19 protein-coding genes are annotated in these 21,091 nt (G+C 72.3%); 5 read left to right on the top strand and 14 right to left on the bottom strand.

Going from position 1 to position 21,091, the window contains the following annotated elements:
• Positions 1-5: 5 nt before the first annotated feature.
• From xylB to ACOZ38_RS23200, 5 genes are read right to left on the bottom strand one after another with little or no spacing between them, the layout of a single operon-like run.
• A complete protein-coding gene (gene xylB, locus ACOZ38_RS23220) occupies positions 6-1,472 on the bottom strand; it encodes a xylulokinase (RefSeq protein ID WP_424533277.1) in 1,467 nt (488 codons plus the stop codon).
• Positions 1,473-1,474: 2 nt separating this feature from the next.
• Positions 1,475-2,149 (bottom strand): SIS domain-containing protein, encoded by a 675-nt coding sequence (locus ACOZ38_RS23215; RefSeq protein WP_424533276.1) that lies wholly within the window; start codon positions 2,147-2,149, stop codon positions 1,475-1,477.
• Positions 2,150-2,196: 47 nt separating this feature from the next.
• Positions 2,197-3,819 carry a sugar ABC transporter ATP-binding protein gene (locus ACOZ38_RS23210; RefSeq protein ID WP_424533275.1) on the bottom strand — a complete coding sequence of 541 codons (1,623 nt, stop codon included), beginning with the start codon at positions 3,817-3,819 and terminating at the stop codon, positions 2,197-2,199.
• Positions 3,820-4,821, bottom strand: coding sequence for a substrate-binding domain-containing protein (locus ACOZ38_RS23205; protein ID WP_424533274.1), 1,002 nt, complete (start codon positions 4,819-4,821; stop codon positions 3,820-3,822). It abuts the gene before it with no gap.
• A gap of 6 nt (positions 4,822-4,827) precedes the next feature.
• Positions 4,828-5,877 carry an ABC transporter permease gene (locus ACOZ38_RS23200; RefSeq protein WP_424533273.1) on the bottom strand — a complete coding sequence of 350 codons (1,050 nt, stop codon included), beginning with the start codon at positions 5,875-5,877 and terminating at the stop codon, positions 4,828-4,830.
• A gap of 174 nt (positions 5,878-6,051) precedes the next feature.
• Here ACOZ38_RS23200 and ACOZ38_RS23195 point away from each other — a divergent pair, with 174 nt between their 5' ends.
• Positions 6,052-6,978 carry a sugar-binding transcriptional regulator gene (locus ACOZ38_RS23195; RefSeq protein ID WP_405150068.1) on the top strand — a complete coding sequence of 309 codons (927 nt, stop codon included), beginning with the start codon at positions 6,052-6,054 and terminating at the stop codon, positions 6,976-6,978.
• Positions 6,971-7,624 (top strand): hypothetical protein, encoded by a 654-nt coding sequence (locus tag ACOZ38_RS23190; protein ID WP_424533272.1) that lies wholly within the window; start codon positions 6,971-6,973, stop codon positions 7,622-7,624. Before ACOZ38_RS23195 ends, ACOZ38_RS23190 begins: the two co-directional genes overlap by 8 nt.
• Positions 7,625-7,675: 51 nt before the next feature.
• On the opposite strand, the gene ACOZ38_RS23185 is transcribed toward ACOZ38_RS23190, so the two are convergent.
• From ACOZ38_RS23185 to ACOZ38_RS23150, 8 genes are read right to left on the bottom strand one after another with little or no spacing between them, the layout of a single operon-like run.
• Complete coding sequence (locus ACOZ38_RS23185) at positions 7,676-8,371, bottom strand: nitroreductase family protein (protein ID WP_424533271.1); 696 nt, start codon at positions 8,369-8,371, stop codon at positions 7,676-7,678.
• Between the two features lie 53 nt (positions 8,372-8,424).
• On the bottom strand, positions 8,425-9,249 hold the full coding sequence (locus ACOZ38_RS23180; RefSeq protein WP_424533270.1) for a hypothetical protein: 825 nt from the start codon (positions 9,247-9,249) through the stop codon (positions 8,425-8,427).
• 57 nt (positions 9,250-9,306) lie between these two features.
• Complete coding sequence (locus ACOZ38_RS23175; protein ID WP_424533269.1) at positions 9,307-10,578, bottom strand: sensor histidine kinase; 1,272 nt, start codon at positions 10,576-10,578, stop codon at positions 9,307-9,309.
• Positions 10,578-11,240: a response regulator transcription factor gene (locus tag ACOZ38_RS23170; protein WP_405150060.1), complete on the bottom strand. Its 663-nt coding sequence runs from the start codon at positions 11,238-11,240 to the stop codon at positions 10,578-10,580. Before ACOZ38_RS23170 ends, ACOZ38_RS23175 begins: the two co-directional genes overlap by 1 nt.
• Before the next feature lie 52 nt (positions 11,241-11,292).
• Positions 11,293-13,866 carry an FtsX-like permease family protein gene (locus ACOZ38_RS23165; RefSeq protein ID WP_424533268.1) on the bottom strand — a complete coding sequence of 858 codons (2,574 nt, stop codon included), beginning with the start codon at positions 13,864-13,866 and terminating at the stop codon, positions 11,293-11,295.
• Positions 13,854-14,516: an ABC transporter ATP-binding protein gene (locus ACOZ38_RS23160; RefSeq protein WP_405150058.1), complete on the bottom strand. Its 663-nt coding sequence runs from the start codon at positions 14,514-14,516 to the stop codon at positions 13,854-13,856. Before ACOZ38_RS23160 ends, ACOZ38_RS23165 begins: the two co-directional genes overlap by 13 nt.
• A complete protein-coding gene (locus ACOZ38_RS23155; protein ID WP_424533267.1) occupies positions 14,513-15,175 on the bottom strand; it encodes an ABC transporter ATP-binding protein in 663 nt (220 codons plus the stop codon). Before ACOZ38_RS23155 ends, ACOZ38_RS23160 begins: the two co-directional genes overlap by 4 nt.
• Positions 15,163-15,732, bottom strand: coding sequence for a hypothetical protein (locus ACOZ38_RS23150; protein ID WP_424533266.1), 570 nt, complete (start codon positions 15,730-15,732; stop codon positions 15,163-15,165). The genes ACOZ38_RS23155 and ACOZ38_RS23150 overlap by 13 nt, the downstream gene beginning before the upstream one ends.
• Before the next feature lie 233 nt (positions 15,733-15,965).
• Between ACOZ38_RS23150 and ACOZ38_RS23145 the strand changes: the two genes are divergently transcribed.
• The 3 genes from ACOZ38_RS23145 (at position 15,966) to ACOZ38_RS23135 (ending at position 19,678) form a co-directional block, all read left to right on the top strand.
• Positions 15,966-16,631 (top strand): glycosyltransferase family 2 protein, encoded by a 666-nt coding sequence (locus ACOZ38_RS23145; protein WP_424533265.1) that lies wholly within the window; start codon positions 15,966-15,968, stop codon positions 16,629-16,631.
• A 415-nt stretch (positions 16,632-17,046) separates the two neighbouring features.
• Positions 17,047-18,396: a DUF1996 domain-containing protein gene (locus tag ACOZ38_RS23140; protein WP_405150050.1), complete on the top strand. Its 1,350-nt coding sequence runs from the start codon at positions 17,047-17,049 to the stop codon at positions 18,394-18,396.
• A 163-nt stretch (positions 18,397-18,559) separates the two neighbouring features.
• Positions 18,560-19,678 carry an MBL fold metallo-hydrolase gene (locus ACOZ38_RS23135; protein WP_424533264.1) on the top strand — a complete coding sequence of 373 codons (1,119 nt, stop codon included), beginning with the start codon at positions 18,560-18,562 and terminating at the stop codon, positions 19,676-19,678.
• A 49-nt stretch (positions 19,679-19,727) separates the two neighbouring features.
• Here ACOZ38_RS23135 and ACOZ38_RS23130 read toward each other — a convergent pair whose 3' ends face one another.
• Positions 19,728-21,068, bottom strand: coding sequence for a M1 family metallopeptidase (locus ACOZ38_RS23130; protein WP_424533263.1), 1,341 nt, complete (start codon positions 21,066-21,068; stop codon positions 19,728-19,730).
• Positions 21,069-21,091 lie beyond the last annotated feature (23 nt).

The following is a 21,091-nucleotide window of genomic DNA, read 5'->3' as shown; positions in this document are numbered from 1 at the left end:
GCGGGTCAGGCGTTGTGGGCCTGTACGTGTTCGGCGAGTCGCAGGTAGCGCTCCATCAGCGCGGATGAGCCGCCCGGCCGGGGGTCGACGGTCGCGGCCGGAGGCGGGCACCACGCGTCGCGTACGTCCGTGATGGCGGAACCGGAGAACACCGCCGCCGCCTGGACGCAGGCGCCCCGGGCGCTCGCCTCGGGCGCGTCGCGGGTGATCACCGGGCGGCCGAGCACGTCCGCGAGCACCTGCCGGTAGGCGAGGGAGCGGGCGCCTCCTCCGGCGGCGACGACCTCGCCGGAGGTCGGCACGCCGGCGGCGTCGATCGCCCGGTGCCCGCGCACCAGCCCGAAGATCACGCTCTCGAACACGCTGAGCGCCAGGCCCTCACGCGTCGAGGCGGTCGTCAGGCCCGCCATCACCCCCTGGGCGTTCGGCAGGTCGGGGCTGCGCTCGCCGTCCAGGTAGGCGACCAGCGTGGGCCGTGCCCCGTCGGGGTCGGCGGCCAGCGCGAGGTCGCCCAGCGCCTGGACGTCGACCCCCAGCAGGCGGGCGAAGGTGTCGGTGACCTTGGTGGCGTTGAGCGTGCACACCAGCGGCAGGTAGCCCCCCGCCGCGTCCGCGACGCCGTCCACCCAGCCGGTGGGGTCGAAGACGGGATCGGCGCTGACCGACAGCACCACCCCCGAGGTGCCGAGGCTGTAGGCGACGTCGCCGGTCCGGAGGCCGAGACCGACGGCGCCGAGATGCTGGTCGCCGCCGCCCGGCCCCACCGGCAGACCGGGCCGCAGCCCGAGCTCCGCGGCCACCTCGGGAAGCACGCGCCCCGCGGGTTCTTCGGGGCCCAGCACCCGGGGCACCGCCGCGTCCCAGTCGACGTCCGGAGACACCAGCTCGGCGAGCAGGTCGGTGCGCCACCGGTTCTCGAACGCCGCGTAGTAGCCGGTGCCGGAGGCGTCGGACCGGTCCGTGACGCGCTCGCCGGTCAGCCGGTACGTCAGCCAGTCGTGCGGCACCAGCACGGTGGCGAGGCGTCGCAGGTTGGCGGGCTCGTGCTCGGCGAGCCAGGCGAGCTTGGTGACGGTCAGCGCGGCGGTCGGGGTCAGGCCGGTCGCGCGCACCCAGTTCCCGGCCCCGTAGCGCGCGACCAGGGCGGACGCCTGCGGCGCGGACGTGGTGTCGTTCCACAGCTTGGCGGGCCGCAGTACCCGGCCGGCGGCGTCGAGGGCCACCAGGCCGTGACACTGGGCGGTCACGCTCACGGCGTCGATGGAGCCCGGCCGCACGCCCGCGTCCCGGCAGGCCAGGTCGAGCGCGGCGGCGAAGGCGCCCCACCAAGCCGCGGGGTCCTGTTCGCTGAGCGGCGGGTGCGTCACCGGGTGCGGGGCGCGGCCGGTCCCGAGCAGCGCGCCGCCGTCGGCGTCGCGGAGCTCCACGGTGCAGGACTGCGTCGAGCTGTCGACGCCTGCGACGACGGGCATGGTCAGACCGTGCCCCTCGGAACGTCCCCGCGAACCGCCGCGCCGGCGTCGAAGGTCAGCGCGGGCAGCGGGTCGGGGGCGTCGCCGATCTGCCCCACCGCCCCCGACGGGTGGCTGTGCAGCACCTGCTCCCACCCGTAGCCGCGCAGCCTCATCAGCACGTACGCGAGCGCGTCGCCCCACACGGCGGTGACCAGCGTCGAGCCCATGGCGATCACCTCGCCGGGGTCGACGCCGGGCGGGCTCTCCAGCTTGACCACCAGGTCGGCGCGGTTCCCGAGCTCGGAGTCCGTGACCGCGGTCAGGGCGATCGCCCGCGCGCCGCGCTCCTGCACGCGCGTGGTCAGGTCGTTGATCTCCTTGGACCCGCCGCCGCGCGAGATCGCGATCAGGACGTCGCCCGCCGTGACGGCTCCCATCGTGCCGTGCAGGGCGTCGGCAGCCTGGATGAACAGCGCCGGGGTGCCGCAGACCGACAGCAGGTGGGCCATGCGCCTGGCCACCGCCCCGGAGGTTCCCGCCCCCGTGACGAACACCTTGCCCTCGCAGTCGTAGAGCAGGCGGGCCGCCGCCACGAAGCTGTCGTCGAGCTGGTCGGCGACCGACAGCACGCCGCCCGCTTCCCGCCGTACGGCTTCGCGGCCCTCGGACAGCACATCATTCGCAGCGGCGGCCATCACTGTTCTCTGTTGCCTTTCCTGGGGGGCGGGTCCGGGGTGAGGGATCATGCCGCACCCCACGCGACCTGCCGGAGTTTGACCAGCGAGAGTTCGGAGGCGAGCCGGGTGCCGCCGTCGCACCGCCCGTGCGAGAACGTCACGACGTCGTCGGAGACGTCGAGGATCTCCTCCTCCTCGCTCGACACGACCACGACGGTCATGCCCTGCTCGGAGGCGAGGCGGCGCAGCAGGCGATGGATCTCGGTCTTCACGCCGATGTCCACGCCCTTGGTGGGCTCGTCCAGGAGCAGCAGCCGGGGCTCCTGCGCCAGGGCGCGCGCCAGCAGGACCTTCTGCTGGTTGCCGCCGGACAGGCTGACGACCGGGGCGTCCCGGTCGCCGCGCACGTGGAGCTGGTCCATGAACCGGGTGGCGCTCCGCGCCATGGCACGGCGGTCCAGCACGCCGTACCTGGAGAAGCCGTGCAGCACGGGCAGGACGACGTTGGTGGCGGAGTCGAGCCCGGGCACGATCCCGTCGACCTTGCGCTCCTCGGTGAGGTAGACGACGCCGGCCCGCCGCGCGTGGGAGGGGTTGCGCGGCCGGTACGGCTCGCCGAACAGCTCCACTCGCCCGGCGTCGATCCCGTCCAGCCCGACCAGGGCGCGCAGGAACTCCGTGCGCCCCGACCCGATCAGGCCGTACACGCCGAGGACCCGCCCCGGGTAGGCGTCCAGGGAGACGTCGCTGAGACCGGGCCCCCGGAGGCCGCGCACCCGCAGGCTCGGCCGGGCCCCGTCGGGCGGGGGAGAGACCGGACGCCGTCCCTGGGGGCGCCCTCCGGCCAGGTCGACCAGCTCCTCCGCCGGGAGCTGGTCGTACTGCCCGGCCTCGGCCAGGTGGACGGCGGCCTCCTCGCCGGCGATCGCGCGGACGACGTCGGCGCGGTCGACCTCCTCGACCGGCCCGGCGATCCTGACCTGGCCGTCGACCAGGGCGACGACGGAGTCGGCCACGGCGTACAGCTCGTCGAGCTTGTGGTCGACGAGCAGCACGCCGAGCCCCGACTCCCTGGTCAGGGACTTGATCAGTTCGAGCAGGCGGTCGACCTGCTCGCCCTCCAGGCTCGTCGTCGGCTCGTCCAGGAGCAGGAAACGGGTGTCGCGCTCGGTGGCGACCGCGATCTCCAGGAGCTGGCGGGTGGCCACCGGGTAGTGGCCCAGCGGCCGGTCCACGTCGACCCGCAGGCCGAAGCGGCCGACCAGGTCGCGTGCCGCCCGGCGCATGCCCTCGCCGTCGAGCGTCCGCGTGCCGCGCCGCCGCTCGCGGCCGAGGAACACGTTCTGGGTGATCGTGAGGTTCGGCAGGAGCGACAGCTCCTGGTAGACGGTGGAGATGCCCGCCTTCAGGGCGACCGCGGGGCCGGTGAGCGCTATCCGGCCGCCGTTGACGCTGATCGTCCCCTCATCCGGCCTGATCGCCCCGGAGAGAGTTCTGAGCAGGGTGGACTTGCCGGCGCCGTTGTGCCCGACCAGCCCGACGACCTCGCCGGGCCGGACGGTGACGGTCACGCCGGAGAGCACGGGGACGCCGGCGTACCGCTTGACGATCCCCTCGGCGCGCAGGCCCTCCGCCGGTACGGGGGGCGCTCCTCCGGCCGGGGTGGCCGTCGCCGTCGGCCCGTTCACTCAGCCCACCTCGCCCGGCGCGGGAGTCTGGCCCTTGGTGTAGAGCTTGAGCGGGCGGAGGATCTGCGCCTCGGGCTTGGTGCCGCCCAGCCAGGCGGAGATCTGCTCGATCACGCGCTTGCCGTAGTCCTCGGGCTCCTGGGCCACGCACGCCGGGTACTGGTCGGTCAGCGGCTCGTCGGCCGCGCAGAAGCCGTAGACCTTGACCTTCTTGCCGCCGCTCTGGATGGCCTGGAGCGCTCCATAGGAGGCGGGTCCCGTGCTGGTGAACAGGACGTTCACGTCCGGGTTGCCCTGGAGGAGCTCGGTGGTCGCGGCGAGGCTGTCGTCGGGCTTGACGTTGCCGTCCACCTTGGCCACGACCTTGGCGTTGGCGTCGGAGGCGATGGTGTCCTCGAAGCCCTTGTCCCGGGCGACGACCGGGCCCTCGTCGGGCTCGGTGATGAAGCCGACCTTGAGGTCGGCGTCGGCGCCGAGGTCCTTGAGCACCTGCTCGGCGACCTGCTTGCCGCCCGCGGCGTTGTCGGCGCCGAGGTACTGGACGATGCTCGCGCCCTGGGCCTTGAGCGCGGCGTCGTCCACGGTGACGTTCACGGTGAACACCGGCACGCCCGCGTCGTTGGCCAGCTTCACGATCGCCGCGGCGGGCTCGGACTTCACGGGGTTGAGCGCGAGCGCGCACGGCTTCTTCTGGAGCATCGACTGGACCTGGGCGAGCTGGGCCGCGTCGTCGTCGTTGGCGATCTGGACCTCGGTCTTGAAGCCCGCCGCCTGGCCGGCCGTCTCGAAGCCCTTCTTCATGGCCACGTAGTAGGGGTTGGTCAGGTTGGGGAGCGCGACCGCCACGTACTTGGACTCGGCGGAGCACGCCTCGGGCCGGGGGATGCCGCCCTCGGGTGTGCCGGCGCCGGCCTGGGCGCCGGTGTCGACCCCCGTGCTGCATCCGGCGAGGGTCAGCGCGGCGAGCGCCGCGCCGGCGGCGAGGGAGAAACGTCGCTGCATGGGGAATTACCTCCGGTTTTCGAGAGAAACAGCGCCTTCGCCAGGCGAGAGGGATTCGAGCGGTTCATGCGCTGTCGGGCCCGGGGGACCGGAACGGCTGAACAGCCGGGAGAAGTCTGAGAGTGAGAGCCTGCGGCGGTAGGTGTCGAGGCTGACGCCGAGCAGGATGATGACGCCGATGACGAGCGGCTGCCAGAAGCTGTCCACGCCGATGACGTTCATGCCGTTGGACACGGTCGCGATCAGCACCGCGCCGAGGAAGGCGCCAGGGATGGAGCCGATGCCGCCGAACAGGCTGACGCCTCCCACGACGGCCGCCGCGATGGAGAAGAACAGCTCGTTGCCCGAGCCGGCGGTGGGGTAGCCGACCATGAGCCGGCTGGTGGTGATCAGGCCGCCGAACGACGCGCACAGGCCGCTGACCGCGTAGACCAGCATGGTGGTGCGCCCGATCCCGATGCCGGCGAGGCGGCTGGTCTCGGTGTTGCCGCCGACGGCGTAGATGTGCACGCCCGTCGCGGTCCTGCGCAGGAAGAAGGTGAGGACGCAGGCGGCGACGATGACCAGCACGACGGGCATCGGGATGCCCAGCAGGGCGCCCCGGCCGATGACCGCGAACATCGGGTCGGTGACCGAGACCGACTTCGCGCCGGTCATGATCTGCGGGATGCTCGCGGCGATGCCGAAGGTGGAGAAGGTCACGATGAACGGCGGGAGCTTCAGGTAGTGGATCACCGCGCCGTTGAACAGGCCGACCGCGATTCCTGCGAGAATGGCCACCAGCGCGGCGATCGGCCACCCGGCCCCTGCCTTCATGACGACCGCCGCCAGCATCCCCGTCATGGCGACGTTCGACCCCGTGGACAGGTCGATGCCTCCCGTCAGGAGCACGAAGGTCTGCCCCAGGGCGAGGAAGGCGATGACCGCGCCGTTGAGTAGCAGGATCTGCAGGTTGTCGACGGTCCGGAAGTTCCCGGACAGCAGGCTCATGACGAGGGCGACCAGGATCAGGATCCCGAAGATCCCGATCTCGTCCGGCATACGGCGTGATCTCACAACTGCCCCTCCCGGGCTTCGCTCATATGAGCGCCATAGACGCTCGTTTGTGTACTATAGGGTCCATCAAAGTCCGCTAACAAGGCGCACGCGGTCGCAGTGAGGTAACGAATGAGCAATCCAAGCGCTCATATGAGCGCCATTGCCAAGGTGACTCCCGCCGAAAGGAGGCTCATGGCGACCGTCGCGAGACGCTTCTACATCGATGACGTCTCGAAGGTGGAGATCGCCAAGGAGCTCGGGCTCTCGCGGTTCAAGATCGCCCGGCTCCTTGAGCAGGCGAAGAGCACCGGAATTGTGACCATCACTCTAAGGGACGCCGGATATGTCGACGACGTCATGTCCGCCCAGCTCAGCGCGCATATGCGGCTCCGCGAGGCGATCGTCGTCGAGACCCTCGGCACCGACGCGCAGGTGCGCGGCCAGGTAGGTGCCGCCGCCGCGACCCTGCTCACCGAGACCCTCCACGCCGGCGACGTCCTCGGCCTGGCGTGGGGCAGAACCCTCACCGCGATGACCGAGGGCCTCACCTCCCTGCCGCCGGTCTCGGTCGTCCAGCTCACCGGGGCCGTCGGCTCCGACCTCGCCGAGTCACCGGTCGAGGTCGTGCGCAAGGCGTCGCTGAGCGCGGGCGGCAAGGCGCACCCCATCTTCGCGCCGCTGGTCGTCGAGGACGCGGCGACCGCCGCGGCCCTGCGGCGGCAGACCGACGTCGCCGCGGCGATGCGGCTGTTCGCCCGGGTGACCGTCGCCGTGGTCGCCGTCGGCTCGTGGAACCCGCCGATCTCGCAGCTCCGCGAGGTCATGTCCGAGGCCGACCGCGCCGAGCTCGCGACCAGGGGAGTGCAGGCCGAGGTCGCCGGCATCCTCATCGACCGCCACGGACGCCTCGTCGGAGAGGACTTCGCCGAGCGGTGCCTGTCCATCAGCGCCCAGGAGCTCCGGCGGGTGCCGCGCGTCATCGCGGTCGCCGCGGGCGCCGACAAGGCCCAGGCCGTGCTCGCGGTGGCCCGTTCGGGGCTGCTGTCCTCCCTGGTGACCGACCGCGCCCTCGCCGAGGCCGTGCTCCGCGAGCCCTACGACCACCCCGCCGGTGGCTGAGCGCATGCGCGTCGCGGGTTCGATGTGGTCGGTCCCCCCGGCCGCGCGGGCCGGTGAGGCGCACCGGCTACGCGACGCCGGCCTGGAGGTGCTGCACTGGGACACCACCGACGGCGTCTTCGCGCGCGAGGGCGGGTTCTCGGTCGAGGCGGCCGCCGCGATGACCGCGGAGACCGGGCTGCGCGCCGAGGCCCACCTCATGGTCACCGACCCGCTCGCCCGCCTCGACGCGTGGACCGGCTTCTGCGAGCTCGTCGTCGTCCACGCCGAGGCCGAGGGGTGGCGGGCGGCGCTCGACCGCATCGAGCGACGCGGTTCCCGGCCCGCCCTGGCCCTGTCCCCTGGCACCCCCGCGACGTCCGTGCCCTCGCGCGAGCTGGCCGTCCTCACCATGTCGGTCGTCCCGGGTGAGGCCGGCGCGACGTTCGACGAGTCGGCCCTCGCCACCGTGCGGGCCCTGCGGGAGGACGCCTCGGGAGCCCCCCGCCTGCTCGGGCTCGACGGCGGGGTGACCCGCGACATCGGCATCCGCGCCGCGGCGACCGGCGCCGGGTGGCTGGTCAGCGGCACCGACCTGTTCCGCTCCCCGGCCCCCCGAGCCTGGCTCTCCGACGTACGCGACGCCCATGGCCCGCCCCATGACTGATCGCGAGCGCGGCCGGTCGAGAGAGCCTTCAGCGGCGGCGCGGACGGCCGGTCAGATCTCCACCAGCACCTGGTTGAGTGACTTGCGCACCAGGTCGGGGACCTCGCAGTCGTCCGCGGGGTAGCCGACGGGGATCACCGCGAAGGGCTTCTCGTTGCGGGGCCTGCCCAGCACCTCGCACAGGAACCGCATGGGGCTCGGGGTGTGCACGAGCGCCGCGAGCCCCGAGAGGTGCAGCGCGCTGATCAGCATTCCCACCGCGATGCCGACGGATTCGTCCACGTAGTAATGCTTGCGAGTGGTCCCGTCGGCGGCCAGGTAGAAGCGCTGCTGGAACACGACGATGAGGAACGGGGCGTCCGTGAGATGCGGTTTGTGGTCGTCGGTGCCCAGGGGGCGCAACGCGTTGAGCCATTCCTCGCCCAGCCGCCCGGCGTAGGAGACGCGTTCCTCCTCCTCGGCCGCCTCACGGATCCGCCGCCGTATGCCGGGGTCCTTCACCAGGACGAACGTCCAGGGCTGCTGGTGGGCACCGGACGGCGCGCTCGACGCCACCGCGATCGCGTCGCGGACGATCTGCTCGGGTACCAGGTCCTCCGAGAAACGGCGGACCGACCGGCGCTCGTCCATCCGGCGGCGCAGGTCGGCGGCCGTGGCCAGCCCTTCCGTCGCCGGTATGCGTCGGGGGCGGTAGGAGACCCCCCTGTACTCCTGCCCGTGGGTAGGTTCCCACGCTGGTGTCGACATGATTTGACAATGACAGAATCTCCCCTTCTGTCCACCCACCGCGATGCCCGAGGTCAGGAGCGGAGGGCGCCGGCGGTTTCGTGCTCTCTGGCCGCGGGGGTGGCGTCCCTTCTGGTGAAGGCGAGGTAGATGACGAGGGCCAGGATCGTGACGAGGAAGAGGGCGCTGGTAGCGATGGTCCCGAGACCGAGGCCGCCGTCGTCGTGGGACTGTGACAGGTAGTCGCCGATGGAGGCGCCCAGCGGGCGGGTGAGGATGTAGGCGATCCAGAAGGCGAGCACGGCGTTCAGCTTGAGGCCGAAGCGCGCGACGGCCACGACCGCGATCAGCACGCCGAAGCCGACCGCCGACAGGGCGTACCCCAGGTCGAGGCTCTCCGCGACGAGGTCGCCGGCCGCGGTGCCGAGGGCGAAGGTGAACAGGATGGCCAGCCAGTAGAAGGCCTCCCGCCGGGTCGTGTAGATGGTGTGGATGGACAGGGTCCGCTCGCTGGCGTACCAGGCCGCGAAGGTGGCCGCCAGCGCGACGGCGAACGCGAGGGTGGTCGTCTCCAGCGAGACGCCGAGGTTGTCGGTGAGGTTGTCGGTGATCAGCGTGCCGACGACACTGATCAGGACGACCGCGAGCCAGTAGATCCCCGGCCCGTACTTCCTCGCCCTGAACTGGAAGAACAGCGCGATGATCAGAAGAACGCCCATGACGTAGGTCGTGCTGGTCAGCCCCAGGTTCAGCTTCCCGTTCAGGAAGTCCGCCGCGGTCTCGCCCACGGTCGTGCAAAGGATCTTGATGATCCAGAAGTAGATCGTGATCTCGGGAACCTTGTTGAGCGTCTGGCGGGCCGCTGACCTGGCCCCCGGCCGCCTGTTCGTGGTCATCATGGGCGCCAGGCTGGCACAGCTCACCTGAACGCAACCTGACTGCGTCACCCGGCCCCGTCAGGCGCGCGGCAGCCGTACCTGGAACAGCCCTCCGGCCGTGGAGGGGACGGCGACGACGTCGCCCCCGGCGGCGCGGGCCAGCCTGCGCGACAGCGCCAGCCCCAGCCCCGAGCCCTGGCGGAGGTGGGCGGCGCTGCCCCGGTGGGCGGGCTCGAAGATCGTCTCCTCCTCGCCCGCCCGCACGCCGGGACCGTCGTCGGCGACCGTGAAGACCACCGCGCCGTCGTCCCCGGCCACCGAGAGGGTGGCGCGCGCCCGGCCGTACGCGACGGCGTTCTGCAGGAGCGGGGCGAGCATGCGCGACACCAGCTCCTCCTCGCAGCCCACCCGCAGCGCGGGGTCGGCGGGGGCCTCGACGCGGACCCGGCCGTCCACCGCCGCGAGCACGTCGCCGACCTGGCATCCGGCGGTCTCGATCTCGGTGCGGGAGAACTCCAGCAGCGTGTCCACCACCCGGGTGAGATCGCCGGCGTCGGCCACGACCGCCTGGAGGGCGGTGCGCAGCTCGGCGGGCGGGCGCTCCCGAAGCAGCGCGATCTCCGCCTCGGCGCGCAGTCTGGCCAGCGGGGTCCGCAGCTCGTGGGCGATCTCCGCGCTCAGCCGCCGCTCGTGCCGGAGCGTCGCGGCCATCCGGTCGAGCAGGACGTCCAGGTTCGCGGCGAGCTCGGTGAGCTCGTCGTGCGGTGGCCCGAGCGCGAACCGGTGGTCCAGGTCCCGCTCGCTCCACTCCAGTGCCTGCTGGGTCATCGCCGCCACCACCCTGAGCGCCGCCGTGACCACCCGCCGGGTCAGCACCAGCACCATGAGCAGCACGACGGCGTCCAGCAGGAGGGCGGCCAGCAGGGCGATCCACTCGCTGTGCTCGTACGGCACGCGTGACACGCTCACCACGACGGTGCCCCGGCCGAGCCCGGGACGGGCGAGCAGCCGCACGTCGCCCGCGTCACGGAAGACGGCCGCCTTGGTGCCCCGCAGGCCCGCCGCCGCGGCGGCGACCTCCGGCGCCGCGTGCGGCTCGACCACGACCCGGCCAGAGGCGTCGAAGACCCACGCGTTGGTGTCGACCACCTCGTCCAGCGGCAGGTCCTCGACGACGAGGCCGCCGCCGGTGAACTCCAGGGTGGCGAGGACGGCCTCGGCCCGCGAGCGCAGCACGAGGTCGGCGTCGCGGTCGAGGCCGTGCGACAGGACCAGCAGGAACCCGGACGTGAGCACGAGCAGCGCGACGGCGACGGACGCGGTGGTGAGGAGCACGAGGCGGCGCCGCATCACGAGATCCGGTAGCCGACGCCTCGGACCGTGGTGATCGCGTCCTCCCTGCCGAGCCGGTCGAGCTTGCGCCGCAGCCTGGTCAGATAGGCGTCCAGGGTGTTGTCGTGCACGATCGCCCCGTCCGGCCACGCCGCCGCGGTGAGCGCGCGCCGCCGGACGACCACGCCGGGCTGCGCGACCAGCGTGGCCAGCAGGCGGAACTCGGTGGGCGTGAGCTGTACCGAGCGGTCGCCCTCGGCGACGGCGTGCCGGGCGGGGTCCAGGCGCATCCCCGAGGCGGGGGAGCGGGGGGCGCCGCGCCGGGCCAGCGCGCGGAGCCGTACGACCAGCTCGGCGAAGGCGAACGGCTTGGCGAGATAGTCGTCGGCGCCCGCGTGGAAGCCCGAGAGCAGGTCGTGCAGGTCGCCCCGGGCGGTGAGCAGCAGCACCGGAGCCCGCACGCCCCGCGCGCGCAACGCCATCACCACATCGCGCCCGTCGGCGTCCGGCAACCCGATGTCCACCACCAGCAGGTCGGGCGGCTCGTCCTCCACGTTCCGCAGCAGCTCCGCCCCGCTCGACACGCTCGTGCCCACCTGGAAGCCCTCTTCCGCCAGCCCTCTGGCCACCAGCGCCCGGAGCTGGGCGTCGTCCTCCAGGATCGCGACGGTGCAGCTCACCCCATCACCGCCCGGCCGCCGGGACGCGGGCGGTCACCGTGGTCTCCGGGCGTCACAGGTCGCGCAGGACGGTCAGCGGGGAGCGGCTCGCGGCCCGTACGGCTCCCGCCCCGGCGGCCAGCAGGGCGGCCAGGCCCAGCCCGGCCACGCCGCCGACGTAGGTCCACGGCACGGCGAGGTGGCTCGGGGCCGGGTCGAAGACCCCGGTGAGGACGGCGACGAGCATCTGCGACAGCGCCCATCCGGTCGCGGCGCCGAGGACCGCCGCTCCCAGGCCCACGAGGCCGACCTCGGCCCAGATGAACGCGCCGAGCTGGCGCGGCCGGGCGCCGAGCACCCGTGCGAGGGCGAAGGTGCGGCGGCGTTCGGTGAAGCCGAGGATCAGCAGCAGGCCGGTGGCCGCGGCGGCCAGCGCCAGGCCGTACCCGAGCTCGATCGCGGTGAGGCCGGTCAGGTCCACCGCCGTGAGGCTCGATCCGATGACGCGGCGGGTGGTCTCCAGATCGGAGATCTTCGGTGTGGGGCCGAGCATCGCGCGGAGCCGGTCGGCGACCACGTGCGGCGCCGTGCCGTCGGTGCTGACCAGGAACGTCGTGTCGGAGGCGCCGTTCGCCGCCAGGTAGGAGGAATTGGCGACCAGGAAGCTGTCACGGGGAGCGGTGGGGAACTCGGTGACGATCCCGGCGTAGTGGAAGGGGATGACGCGCCCGTCCTCGGTCCGGAGCCGGAGCAGGTCGCCGGGGCGGAGCTGGAAGTCGTTGACGGTCTCCTGGCTGACCAGGATGGCGTCCGGCCGCAGGGCCAGCCGCTGGACGACCTCGGCGGCGGTGTGGCCGGGGAAGTAGGCGTCCTGGAGGTGGGTGGCGGGCAGGATGGTCTCCGGGCGCACACCGTACAGATCCTGCAGGTCCGCCCCGACGTAGGCGAAGCGGTGCTGGAGCGGCTCCACGCGCGACACGCCAGGCACGGCGGCGAGCTGCCGCTCGGTCGCCGACGACCGGGTGACGGTCACCTCGGCGCCGTTGGTCAGCTCGGCGTCCACCTGGGCCTGCTGCCGGTAGGTGGCGCCGAAGACGGCGGTGGAGACCGCGAAGGCCACCGCGAGCGCGGCCAGGGTCACGGTACGGGCCAGGGGCCCGCGCTGCCGGGCCAGCGTGGCGGACACCGTGCCCGCGAGGCCCGACGCCAGGGGCCGGGACAGGCGCGTGACGACCGGCCGTCCCGGGCCGAGCAGCAGGCGGGTGAGGCGCCAGATGAGCAGGCCCGCGCCCGCCCACAGCAGGGCCGGGCCCGCGAACGCCCAGTAGTCGACCGAGATCTGCGGCAGCCCCTCCGGGACCAGGACGAGCTGGTAGCCCTTCCGGCTGGTCGCCCAGAACACCAGCAGGGACGCGGCGATCAGCCACAGGTCGAGCCCGTAGCGCAGCCACGCGGGGGAGCGCGTGACCGGGGCGACAGGACGGCGGGCGGCGGCCACGGTGGTGGACCGGAGCGCCGGAAGCAGGACCGTGCCGCAGGCGACGAGCAGCCCCATCACGGACGCCGCCAGAGCCCACCCACCGGCTCCGCCGAAGCCGGGCGACCCGTACAGCGCCCATCCCGTCAGCGCGGTCACGGCGAGACCGGCCAGCGCCCCCGCCACGCCGATCACCAGCGCCTCGGCCAGGGCCAGCCGTACGAACGTGGCGCGCGAGGCTCCCCGGGTGCGCAGCAGCGCCTGCTCGGCCGCGCGCCGTACGGCCCCCGACCGGGTGACCAGCGCGGTGAGCAGGATGGCGAGGACGACCCCCGGCACGCCGAGGAACAGGAACAGCACCTGCGAGTACAGCGCGTCCTCGCGGGCGGCGCCGAGCGCGGCGCCCAGGTTGTCGCCGACCAGCCCCGCGCCGGCCAGGCGGACAGAAAGGTTGCGGGCCGCGCCGGTGACCCGGGTGTAGGCCTCGGCCGGGTCGGCGGGAAGCCGGTGGTCGACGCGCACGTGGAACTGGGTCCTGACGTGGCCGGGGGGAAGCGCGTCGAACAGCCGGTGCCAGTCGGCGGCCGGGAGCAGGAGCACGTTGTCGGGCGGCGCCTGCGGCTGGGCGGTGGGCGGCGCGCCGACGCGCTGGAACAGCGAGTCCGCCTCGGGCAGTTCCACGACGCCCGAGACCTTCACCTGCGCGTCGGGCAGCCCGGGCCTGCGCACGATGACGGTGGACCCCGGGGCGGCGTGCAGGTTGGCGGCGGTCTGCTGGGCGAGCAGCGCGCCGGTGGGCGCGCCGGTGAGCAGGCGCAGCTCGCCGGGGAAGGTGGCGGCGTAGTCGTCGGGCAGGCCGAGGACCTGCCCGGCCCCGGTGGTCAGGGTCTGGCCGGCCTGATGGGCCTCGAACCCGCCGACCCCGGCGAAGTCCACCCGCCGCGAGGTGCCGGGAAGCGGCCCGGGCAGGGTCGCCCCTGACCGGGTCTCGACCTGCCAGTCGACCGGCACCCGCTGGATGGAGCGGGCGGTCATGGTGGCCTTGGCCGTGCTGAGGAACACCCCCAGCGAGGCCGGCAGGGCCACGGCCATCGCGATGCCCGCCGCGGCGGCGGCGAGCCGGCCCGTACGGCGGGCCAGCAGGCCGCGCAGCCAGATCAGGATGAGCATGTGAGGTCTCCTCGCAGCACGCCGGCGCGCATCTCCCAGCGCCGCGGCAGCCGATCGGCGATGAGCGGGTCGTGGGTGGCCACCACCAGGGCGGCGCCGAGTTCCTCGGTGACGCCGGCGAGCAGGTCGATGACATGGAGGGCGAGGGCGGAGTCGAGCTGCCCGGTCGGCTCGTCGGCGATCACCAGACGCGGGGACGAGGCCAGCACGCGGGCCACCGCCACCCGCTGCGCCTGCCCGCCCGACAACTCCTCGGGCAGCTTGCCCGACAGGTCGTGAACACCGACGGCCTCCAAGGCGCGCAGAGCCTTGCGCCTCGCCTCGGCCTCCGGGTATCCGGCGATGAGCAGCGGCAGCGCCACGTTCTCCACGGCGTCCAGCGGCGGCAGCAGGCTCGGCCCCTGGAAGACCACGCCGATCCGCCCCTGCGGGCGGTCGTCCAGGGCGGGCCAGCGGATCGTCCCCGCGGTGGGCCGGTCGAGCCCGGCGAGCAGGTGGAGCAGCGTGGTCTTGCCGGAACCGGAGGCGCCGGTCACCGCGACCCGGTCGCCGGGCCGCAGCGCGCAGGTCACGCCGTGCACGGCGACCAGCGCCCCGGTGCCCCTGCCGTACGTACGCGCCACGTCCTCGCAGCGCACGAGCTCGTTCATGTCACCCGTCCGTCCTTCAGCGTGATCACCCGGTCGGCCAGCCGCCGTACGGCGGGGCTGTGCGAGGCGATGACCACAGCGGTGTTCTGGGCCGCCCGCTCGCGGATCAGCTTCAGCACCGGGGTCTCGCTGCGCTGATCCAGCTCGCCGGTGGGTTCGTCGGCGAGCAGCAGGGCCGGCCGGTTGGCCAGTGCGACGGCCAGCCCGGCGCGCGCCGCCTCGCCGCCGGAGAGCCTGCTCGGCCGGTTACGGGCCCTGCCGGACAGCCCAAGGCCGCCGAGCAGCTCGTCACGCCAGCCGGGGGCGGTCCGCCCGGCCAGCCGCTGCGCGAGGTCCACGTTCTGTGCCACGGTGAGGTGCTCGATCAGGTTGCCGCTCTGGAACAGCACCCCGACCAGCCGCGCCCGCAGGGCGGCCCTCTCGGCATCGGGCCGGTGGCTGATCCGGTGGCCGTCGATCCGCACCGTGCCCCCGTCGGGGTCGTCGAGCCCCGCCAGGCAGGCCAGCAGCGTGGACTTGCCCGAGCCGGACGGGCCGGTGACCGCCACCACCTCTCCTGGCGCCACCTCCAGCGAGACGCCGCGCAGGGCTCGGGTCTCCTCCTCGGCCGCCCGGTAGAAGCGGTAGAGCTCCTCGGCCCGCAGGATCACGGCGTCCACCGGAAGGAGTCGGATATGGTGCGCCACGGATCGACGTTGTCCGCGCCGACCGGCCCCGACAGGGTGAGCACGGCTACGCCGCCGTTCCGGCTGAACTCGTAGCGCTCCACCTCGTCCCTGACGACCTTGCCGGTTACCGGATCCGGCGCGCTGTCGGCCCGGTAGACGATCCTCGTGGCCGTGCCCCCCTTCCTGGTCACCTGCTCGGTCTTCCGGATGTCGGCGCTCGCGATCGGGCTAGGGGACGCCTTGAGGAACTCGACGCGGACGCTGTTCAGCTTGTCGGTGAAGCTCGCCCCGGTCGCCAGGTCCATGCGTGCCCACCCTTCCGGCACCTTGACCTCGTACGACCCGTCCGGGGGCCGGTAGGCGAGGAAGACCGTGTCGTCGGGAATGTCACCTGGGGGGCTGGACTCGGTGGGATGCGAGGTCGGTGCGGCCGAGGCCGGAGGCGAGGGGGCCGGCGGCGACGAGGGGGCGGCGGCCGGCGTTCCGCCTCCGCACCCGCCCAGCACGCCTGCGACGGCGATCGCCAGAACATAGTGCCGTACTCTCATGCGCCCCAAGGTAGGAAAAGCCAGGACAGCGCCCGCTCAGCCCTCGGTTAGCGAGATGCTCACCCTTGCTCGGCTCGGCACGGACCGGCCGCCGCGACCAGGCGAACCGGCCGGCCACACGTGGGCCTCCGAATCGTCGATCATCGGCTTGCCATCGGCCTGACCTGGTCATTTCTCGGAAACGAGTCACCATCCCATAAGGCTTGGGAGCTTCGGTTCCCTAGCGTTGAAGCATGGAGATCGACGTGGTGCTGCCCTGCCTGGACGAGGAGGCGGCCCTGCCGTGGGTGCTCGCGCGGATGCCGCGCGGCTTCCGCGCGATCGTGGTGGACAACGGCTCGACCGACGCGTCCGCGCGGATCGCCGCCGAGCACGGGGCGAGGGTGGTGTACGAGCCCCGTCGGGGGTTCGGCGCCGCCTGCCACGCCGGGCTGATCGCCGCGACCACGGACATCGTGTGCTTCATGGACGCCGACGCGACCCTGGACCCCGAGCAACTACCGAGGGTCGCCGCGCCGATCGTGGCCGGCGAGGATGATCTGGTCCTCGGCCGCCGCGTGCCCCACCTGGGTGCGGCGTGGCCGGTGCACGCCCGCCTGGGCAACGCCGTACTGGCCGGGAAACTGCGCCGCACGACCGGCGCCCCCCTGCACGACCTCGGCCCGATGCGGGCGTGCCGTCGCGCCGAACTGCTGGCGCTCGGGGTGGCCGACCGGCGCTTCGGGTACCCGCTGGAGATGGTCCTGCGCGCGGCGGCGGCGGGCTGGCGGATCGGTGAGGCCGAGGTGGACTATCTGCCCCGGGTGGGCCACTCGAAGGTCACCGGCACCGTACGAGGGATGTTGCGGGCGATGGGCGACATGCGCCGGGTGATGGCCGGCCGGGACAGCGTCTCCTGAGACCGGGGCGCGCACCGGATGAAGGCCATGGTCAGGACGCCTTCCGGCGCCGTCGATCGATATCGGGCAGAGCTGAGGGGAGATTGGGAGAGCGCTCTCCATGTCCGAGACTGCCTGGGGGGATCGACGATGTCAAGACTCTTTCCTCGCCGGCTCGAAAACGGCTGCTCAGGCGCGGGTGGCTTCTCCTGATAAGGCGTATCCCCTGCAAGGCACCCCCTTGAGTGGCCTCCGGCTGTCGCCGCCCGGCGGATGATCGCGGGACGATGCCGTTTCACGGGTGTGAACAGGACGTTTCAGATTGGTGGAGCCGGGTGTCTTGACAAGCATTGACATGGGCGGCCAATCTCGTTGGAGAGCGCTCTCCCGCCTGCCGTGCCCGTCGGCAGGACACCCCCCATCAGAAGGAGAGGCCGTGCATTCGTCTCGAAGTCCCGTCCGGTTCCGCCTGGGACTGGTCACCGCCACGCTGATCGCGCTCGTCGCGGCCGGCCTGGCGATCGTCGCCCCTGCCATGGCGGCGGACAGTCTGCTGTCGCAGGGCAGGCCCGCGACGGCGTCCTCCGTCGAGGCAGGAGGCACCCCCGCCGGAGCCGCCGTCGACGGCCTCGCCACCACCCGCTGGGCCAGCGCGTACAGCGACCCGCAGTGGCTCCAGGTCGACCTCGGCGCCACGGCGACGGTCTCCCAGGTCGTGCTGAACTGGGAAGGCGCGTACGGCAAGGCCTTCAAGATCCAGACCTCCGCCAACGGCACGACGTGGACCGACATCTACTCGACCACCACCGGCACCGGCGGCAACCAGACCCTCAATGTGTCCGGCAGCGGCCGCTACGTCCGGATGTACGGCACCGCGCGCGGCACCGGGTACGGCTACTCCCTCTGGGAGTTCAAGGTCTACGGCACGGGCGGCAGCGGCTCCACGCCCATCCCCAGCCCGACGTTCACCGACCTGGTGACCCACCACGAGTTCCAGGCCAACTGCTCGTTCACGCAGAACCGGCCCGACGACCCGATCGTCTTCCCGGGGCTCCCCGGCGCCTCCCACATGCACACCTTCGTCGGCAACACCACGACCAACGCGAGCAGCAACCTCACATCACTGCTGGCGGGCGGCACGTCGTGCACCAACCCGCACGACAAGTCGGCCTACTGGTTCCCGAGCTTCTACAACGGCAACACGCTGGTCCAGCCGACGGGACTGCAGGTCATCTACTACAAGTCCGGCATCCTGGAGTACTGGCGGGTGCAGAACTTCCCGCAGGGCCTGCGCTTCGTCGTCGGAAGCCCCAGCGCCACGCTGGAGCAGTTCCGCGACTCGCCCGGCGCGGTCGAGGGCTTCGAGTGCGGGAACATCTCCAAGGTCTGGGACATCCCCACGTCCTGCCCGGCCGGCAGCCAGGTGAACGTCCGCTTCCAGGCGCCGAGCTGCTGGAACGGTGTCGACCTCGACAGCGCCGACCACAAGAGCCACATGGCGTACCCCGTCAACGGCTACTGCCCGGCCACCCACCCGGTGGCGGTGCCGATGCTCGAGTTCAAGATCGCATTCCCGGCGAGCGGTGACCTGTCGCAGGCGCGGCTGGCCAGCGGTCGCGGATACTCGTGGCACTACGACTTCTTCAACGCGTGGGACAACATGGCCATCCTCAACGCCCTGGTCACCCACTGCATCAACGGTGGCCTCCAGTGCGACCCGCGCGGTTACGACCTGTACCACCCGAACCGCGGCGCCGCCCTGACGCCGAACTTCGAGCTTCCCTGACCATCCCTCCTGTTCGGCCCCGGCCCGGCATGGCCGGGGCCGAACCCGTCCCGATCGTCCTAGCGTCCGTCCAGGGCGGAATGGGGAAAATACGCGGGGCGGGAACATCGGCGACACCGCGAGCGGTTCGGCAGGATAGAAGCTGATCTGGGGGTGTGAGCGGATGGCAAGAAGCCGAACGCTGAAGCGGGTTCTCACTGGCGGTGCCGCCGTGGCCGCGGGATGGGCGTTGCACGACATTCCGGCGGAGCTGGGCGCGCGGCCCCTCCGGTCGGGTGAGGAACGGGCCGCCCGCATCCTGCGGTCGCCGCAGTTCAAGGACGGCGCCTTCCGCAATCCCATGCCGGGGGAGACGGGCGTGCCCTCCGGGCCTCCTCCCGGCCTCGTCCGCGAGATGCTCACCGGGCGCGACAAGCGCCGCCCGTCCGCCCCCGTGCCGCTGGTGGTGCCGTCGCTGGCGGTCCCCTCACCGGACGGGCTGGGCGTCGTGTGGTTCGGTCACGCGTCGACGCTGGTCGAGATCGAGGGACGCCGCGTGCTGTTCGATCCGGTGTGGAGCAAGCGGGTCTCGCCTTCGCAGCTCGTCGGGCCCAAGCGGTTGCACCCGGTCCCGGCCGGCCTCGGCGCGCTGCCCGAGGTGGACGCGATCGTGATCTCGCACGACCACTACGACCATCTCGACCTGGCGACGGTGCGCACGCTCACCCGCGTCCAGTCGGCGCCGTTCCTCGTGCCGCTGGGCATCGGCGCGCACCTGGAGAAGTGGGGAGTGCCGAGCGAGCGCGTCATCGAGCTCGACTGGGAAGAGGAGGCGCAGGTCGCGGGCCTGCGGTTCACCGCGACCGCGGCCAGGCACTTCTCGGGACGCACCCTGTCCCGCAACGACACGCTGTGGGGATCCTGGGCGGTCGCGGGCGCCGGGCGCAGGGTCTTCTACGCCGGAGACTCCGGTTACTTCGACGGCTACGCCCGCATCGGCGCCGAGCACGGCCCGTTCGACCTGACGCTGATGCCGATCGGCGCGTACAGCCCGGCCTGGCCCGACATCCACATGAACCCGGAGGAGGCGGTCAACGCCCACATCGACCTCGGCGGCGAACTGCTGCTGCCGGTGCACTGGGCCACGTTCACGCTCGCCCTGCATCCGTGGGCCGAGCCGGTCGACCGGCTGTGGCGGGAGGCCAAGGCGCGCGACGCCCGCATCGTGGTGCCACGGCCGGGCGAGCACGTCGACGTCGACGCGTCGCCCGCCGTGGACGGCTGGTGGGAGACCGTGATCTGAGCCGTGCCGGGTGAGTCCGGGCCTGGCCGGACTCACCCGGCGGCGTCGTTCAGCCGTCGATGCGGTGGGTGGTCCAGAACGACGACAGGTTCACCGAGGTCGCGGCCTGGGCGGCGGCCTTGAACTCGGCGGTGGTCGAGACGCCGTACCAGTGGGACGCGGCGTAGTTCCTCAGCAGGTTCTCCATCGCCGTGGTGCCGATCGTGCGCCGCAGGTCGTGCAGCGCGCACTTGCCGTAGGTGTACACCACGGTTCCGTACCGGCTCGAATGGGCGTCCCAGTAGGCCATCGAGTTGCTGATCTTCTCGGCGGACGACTGCCAGGAGACGTTGTTCCAGCAGTTGGTCCCCGAGATGTTGTTGTACAGGTCGGTCGCGTAGTCGGTGAACGACTCGTCGAGCCACGGGCTGGTGTACTCGTCGTCGCCGACGATGCCGTACCACCACTGGTGGGCCAGCTCGTGCGCCAGCGCCGTGGAGCTGACGATGTCCAGCACGAAGCCGGGATACTCCATGCCGCCGAACCAGAAGTTGTTGTCCAGCACCACGTCCGCCTCGCCGTACGGGTAGGCACCGAACCGCCCCGCGTGGGCGACCAGCGAGTTCTTCGCGGTGGTCATCATCGAGCCGGCGTTGGTGGCGCTGATCGAGCTCACCCGGTAGACGTTCACCACCACGCCCGTGGTCGTGGTGCTGGTCGTCTTGACGAACGGCCCGGCCGCCCAGGCGAACTCGCGCACCTTCTTGGCGGTGGCCGTGGTGACCGTACGGCCCGACGTGCCGGGCGTGTCGACGGACGTGCCGGTGGCCGGCACCAGCAGCGAGGTCGGGTGGTCGAGCGTGACCGAGTAGTCGCTGATCAGCCCGTAGAAGGACTCACCGTTGTTGGAGTACGGGTCGAGGTGCCAGCCGCTGCCGTCGCGGACCGCCAGCACCGGCAGCGCGTTGCCGATGAAGTTGTAGGAGCCGTCGCGGCCGAACCGGTCGGCGCCCGCGGGCACCACGATGCTCAGGTCGAACCCGACCGAGGCGCTCTGGTTCTGGTTGAGCGGCGCGGGCAGCGCGATCTTCAGCGCGGTGCAGGAGACCGACAGCGGGGACGGTGTGCCCCCGGTCACGTTGGTCACGGTGATCGGCGTGGACGGGCAGCTTCCGTGGTAGTTGTCCCACAACCGCAGGTAGACCTCGGTCAGTGGGTCCGCGGAGGGGTTGGAGAAGGTGACGCTCTCGTGCCCGGTCCAGGTGCTGCCGGCGGCGTTGCTGGTCAGGGTGACCGTGTAGGAGGGAGACGACGGAGTTCGGGTGCCGTCCACCGCGAAGGCGGCCGGTGGAACACCCCAAACGACGAAGAGTACGGCTGCCGCCGTAGAAATCAGGACTCGTCGCATCATTAGGACGGTTCTCCCTTCGAGCA

The sequence above is a fragment of the Sphaerisporangium viridialbum genome, assembly GCF_049674955.1.
GTDB classification, from domain to species: domain Bacteria; phylum Actinomycetota; class Actinomycetes; order Streptosporangiales; family Streptosporangiaceae; genus Sphaerisporangium; species Sphaerisporangium viridialbum.
This window is presented reverse-complemented; position numbering and strand designations above follow the sequence as displayed.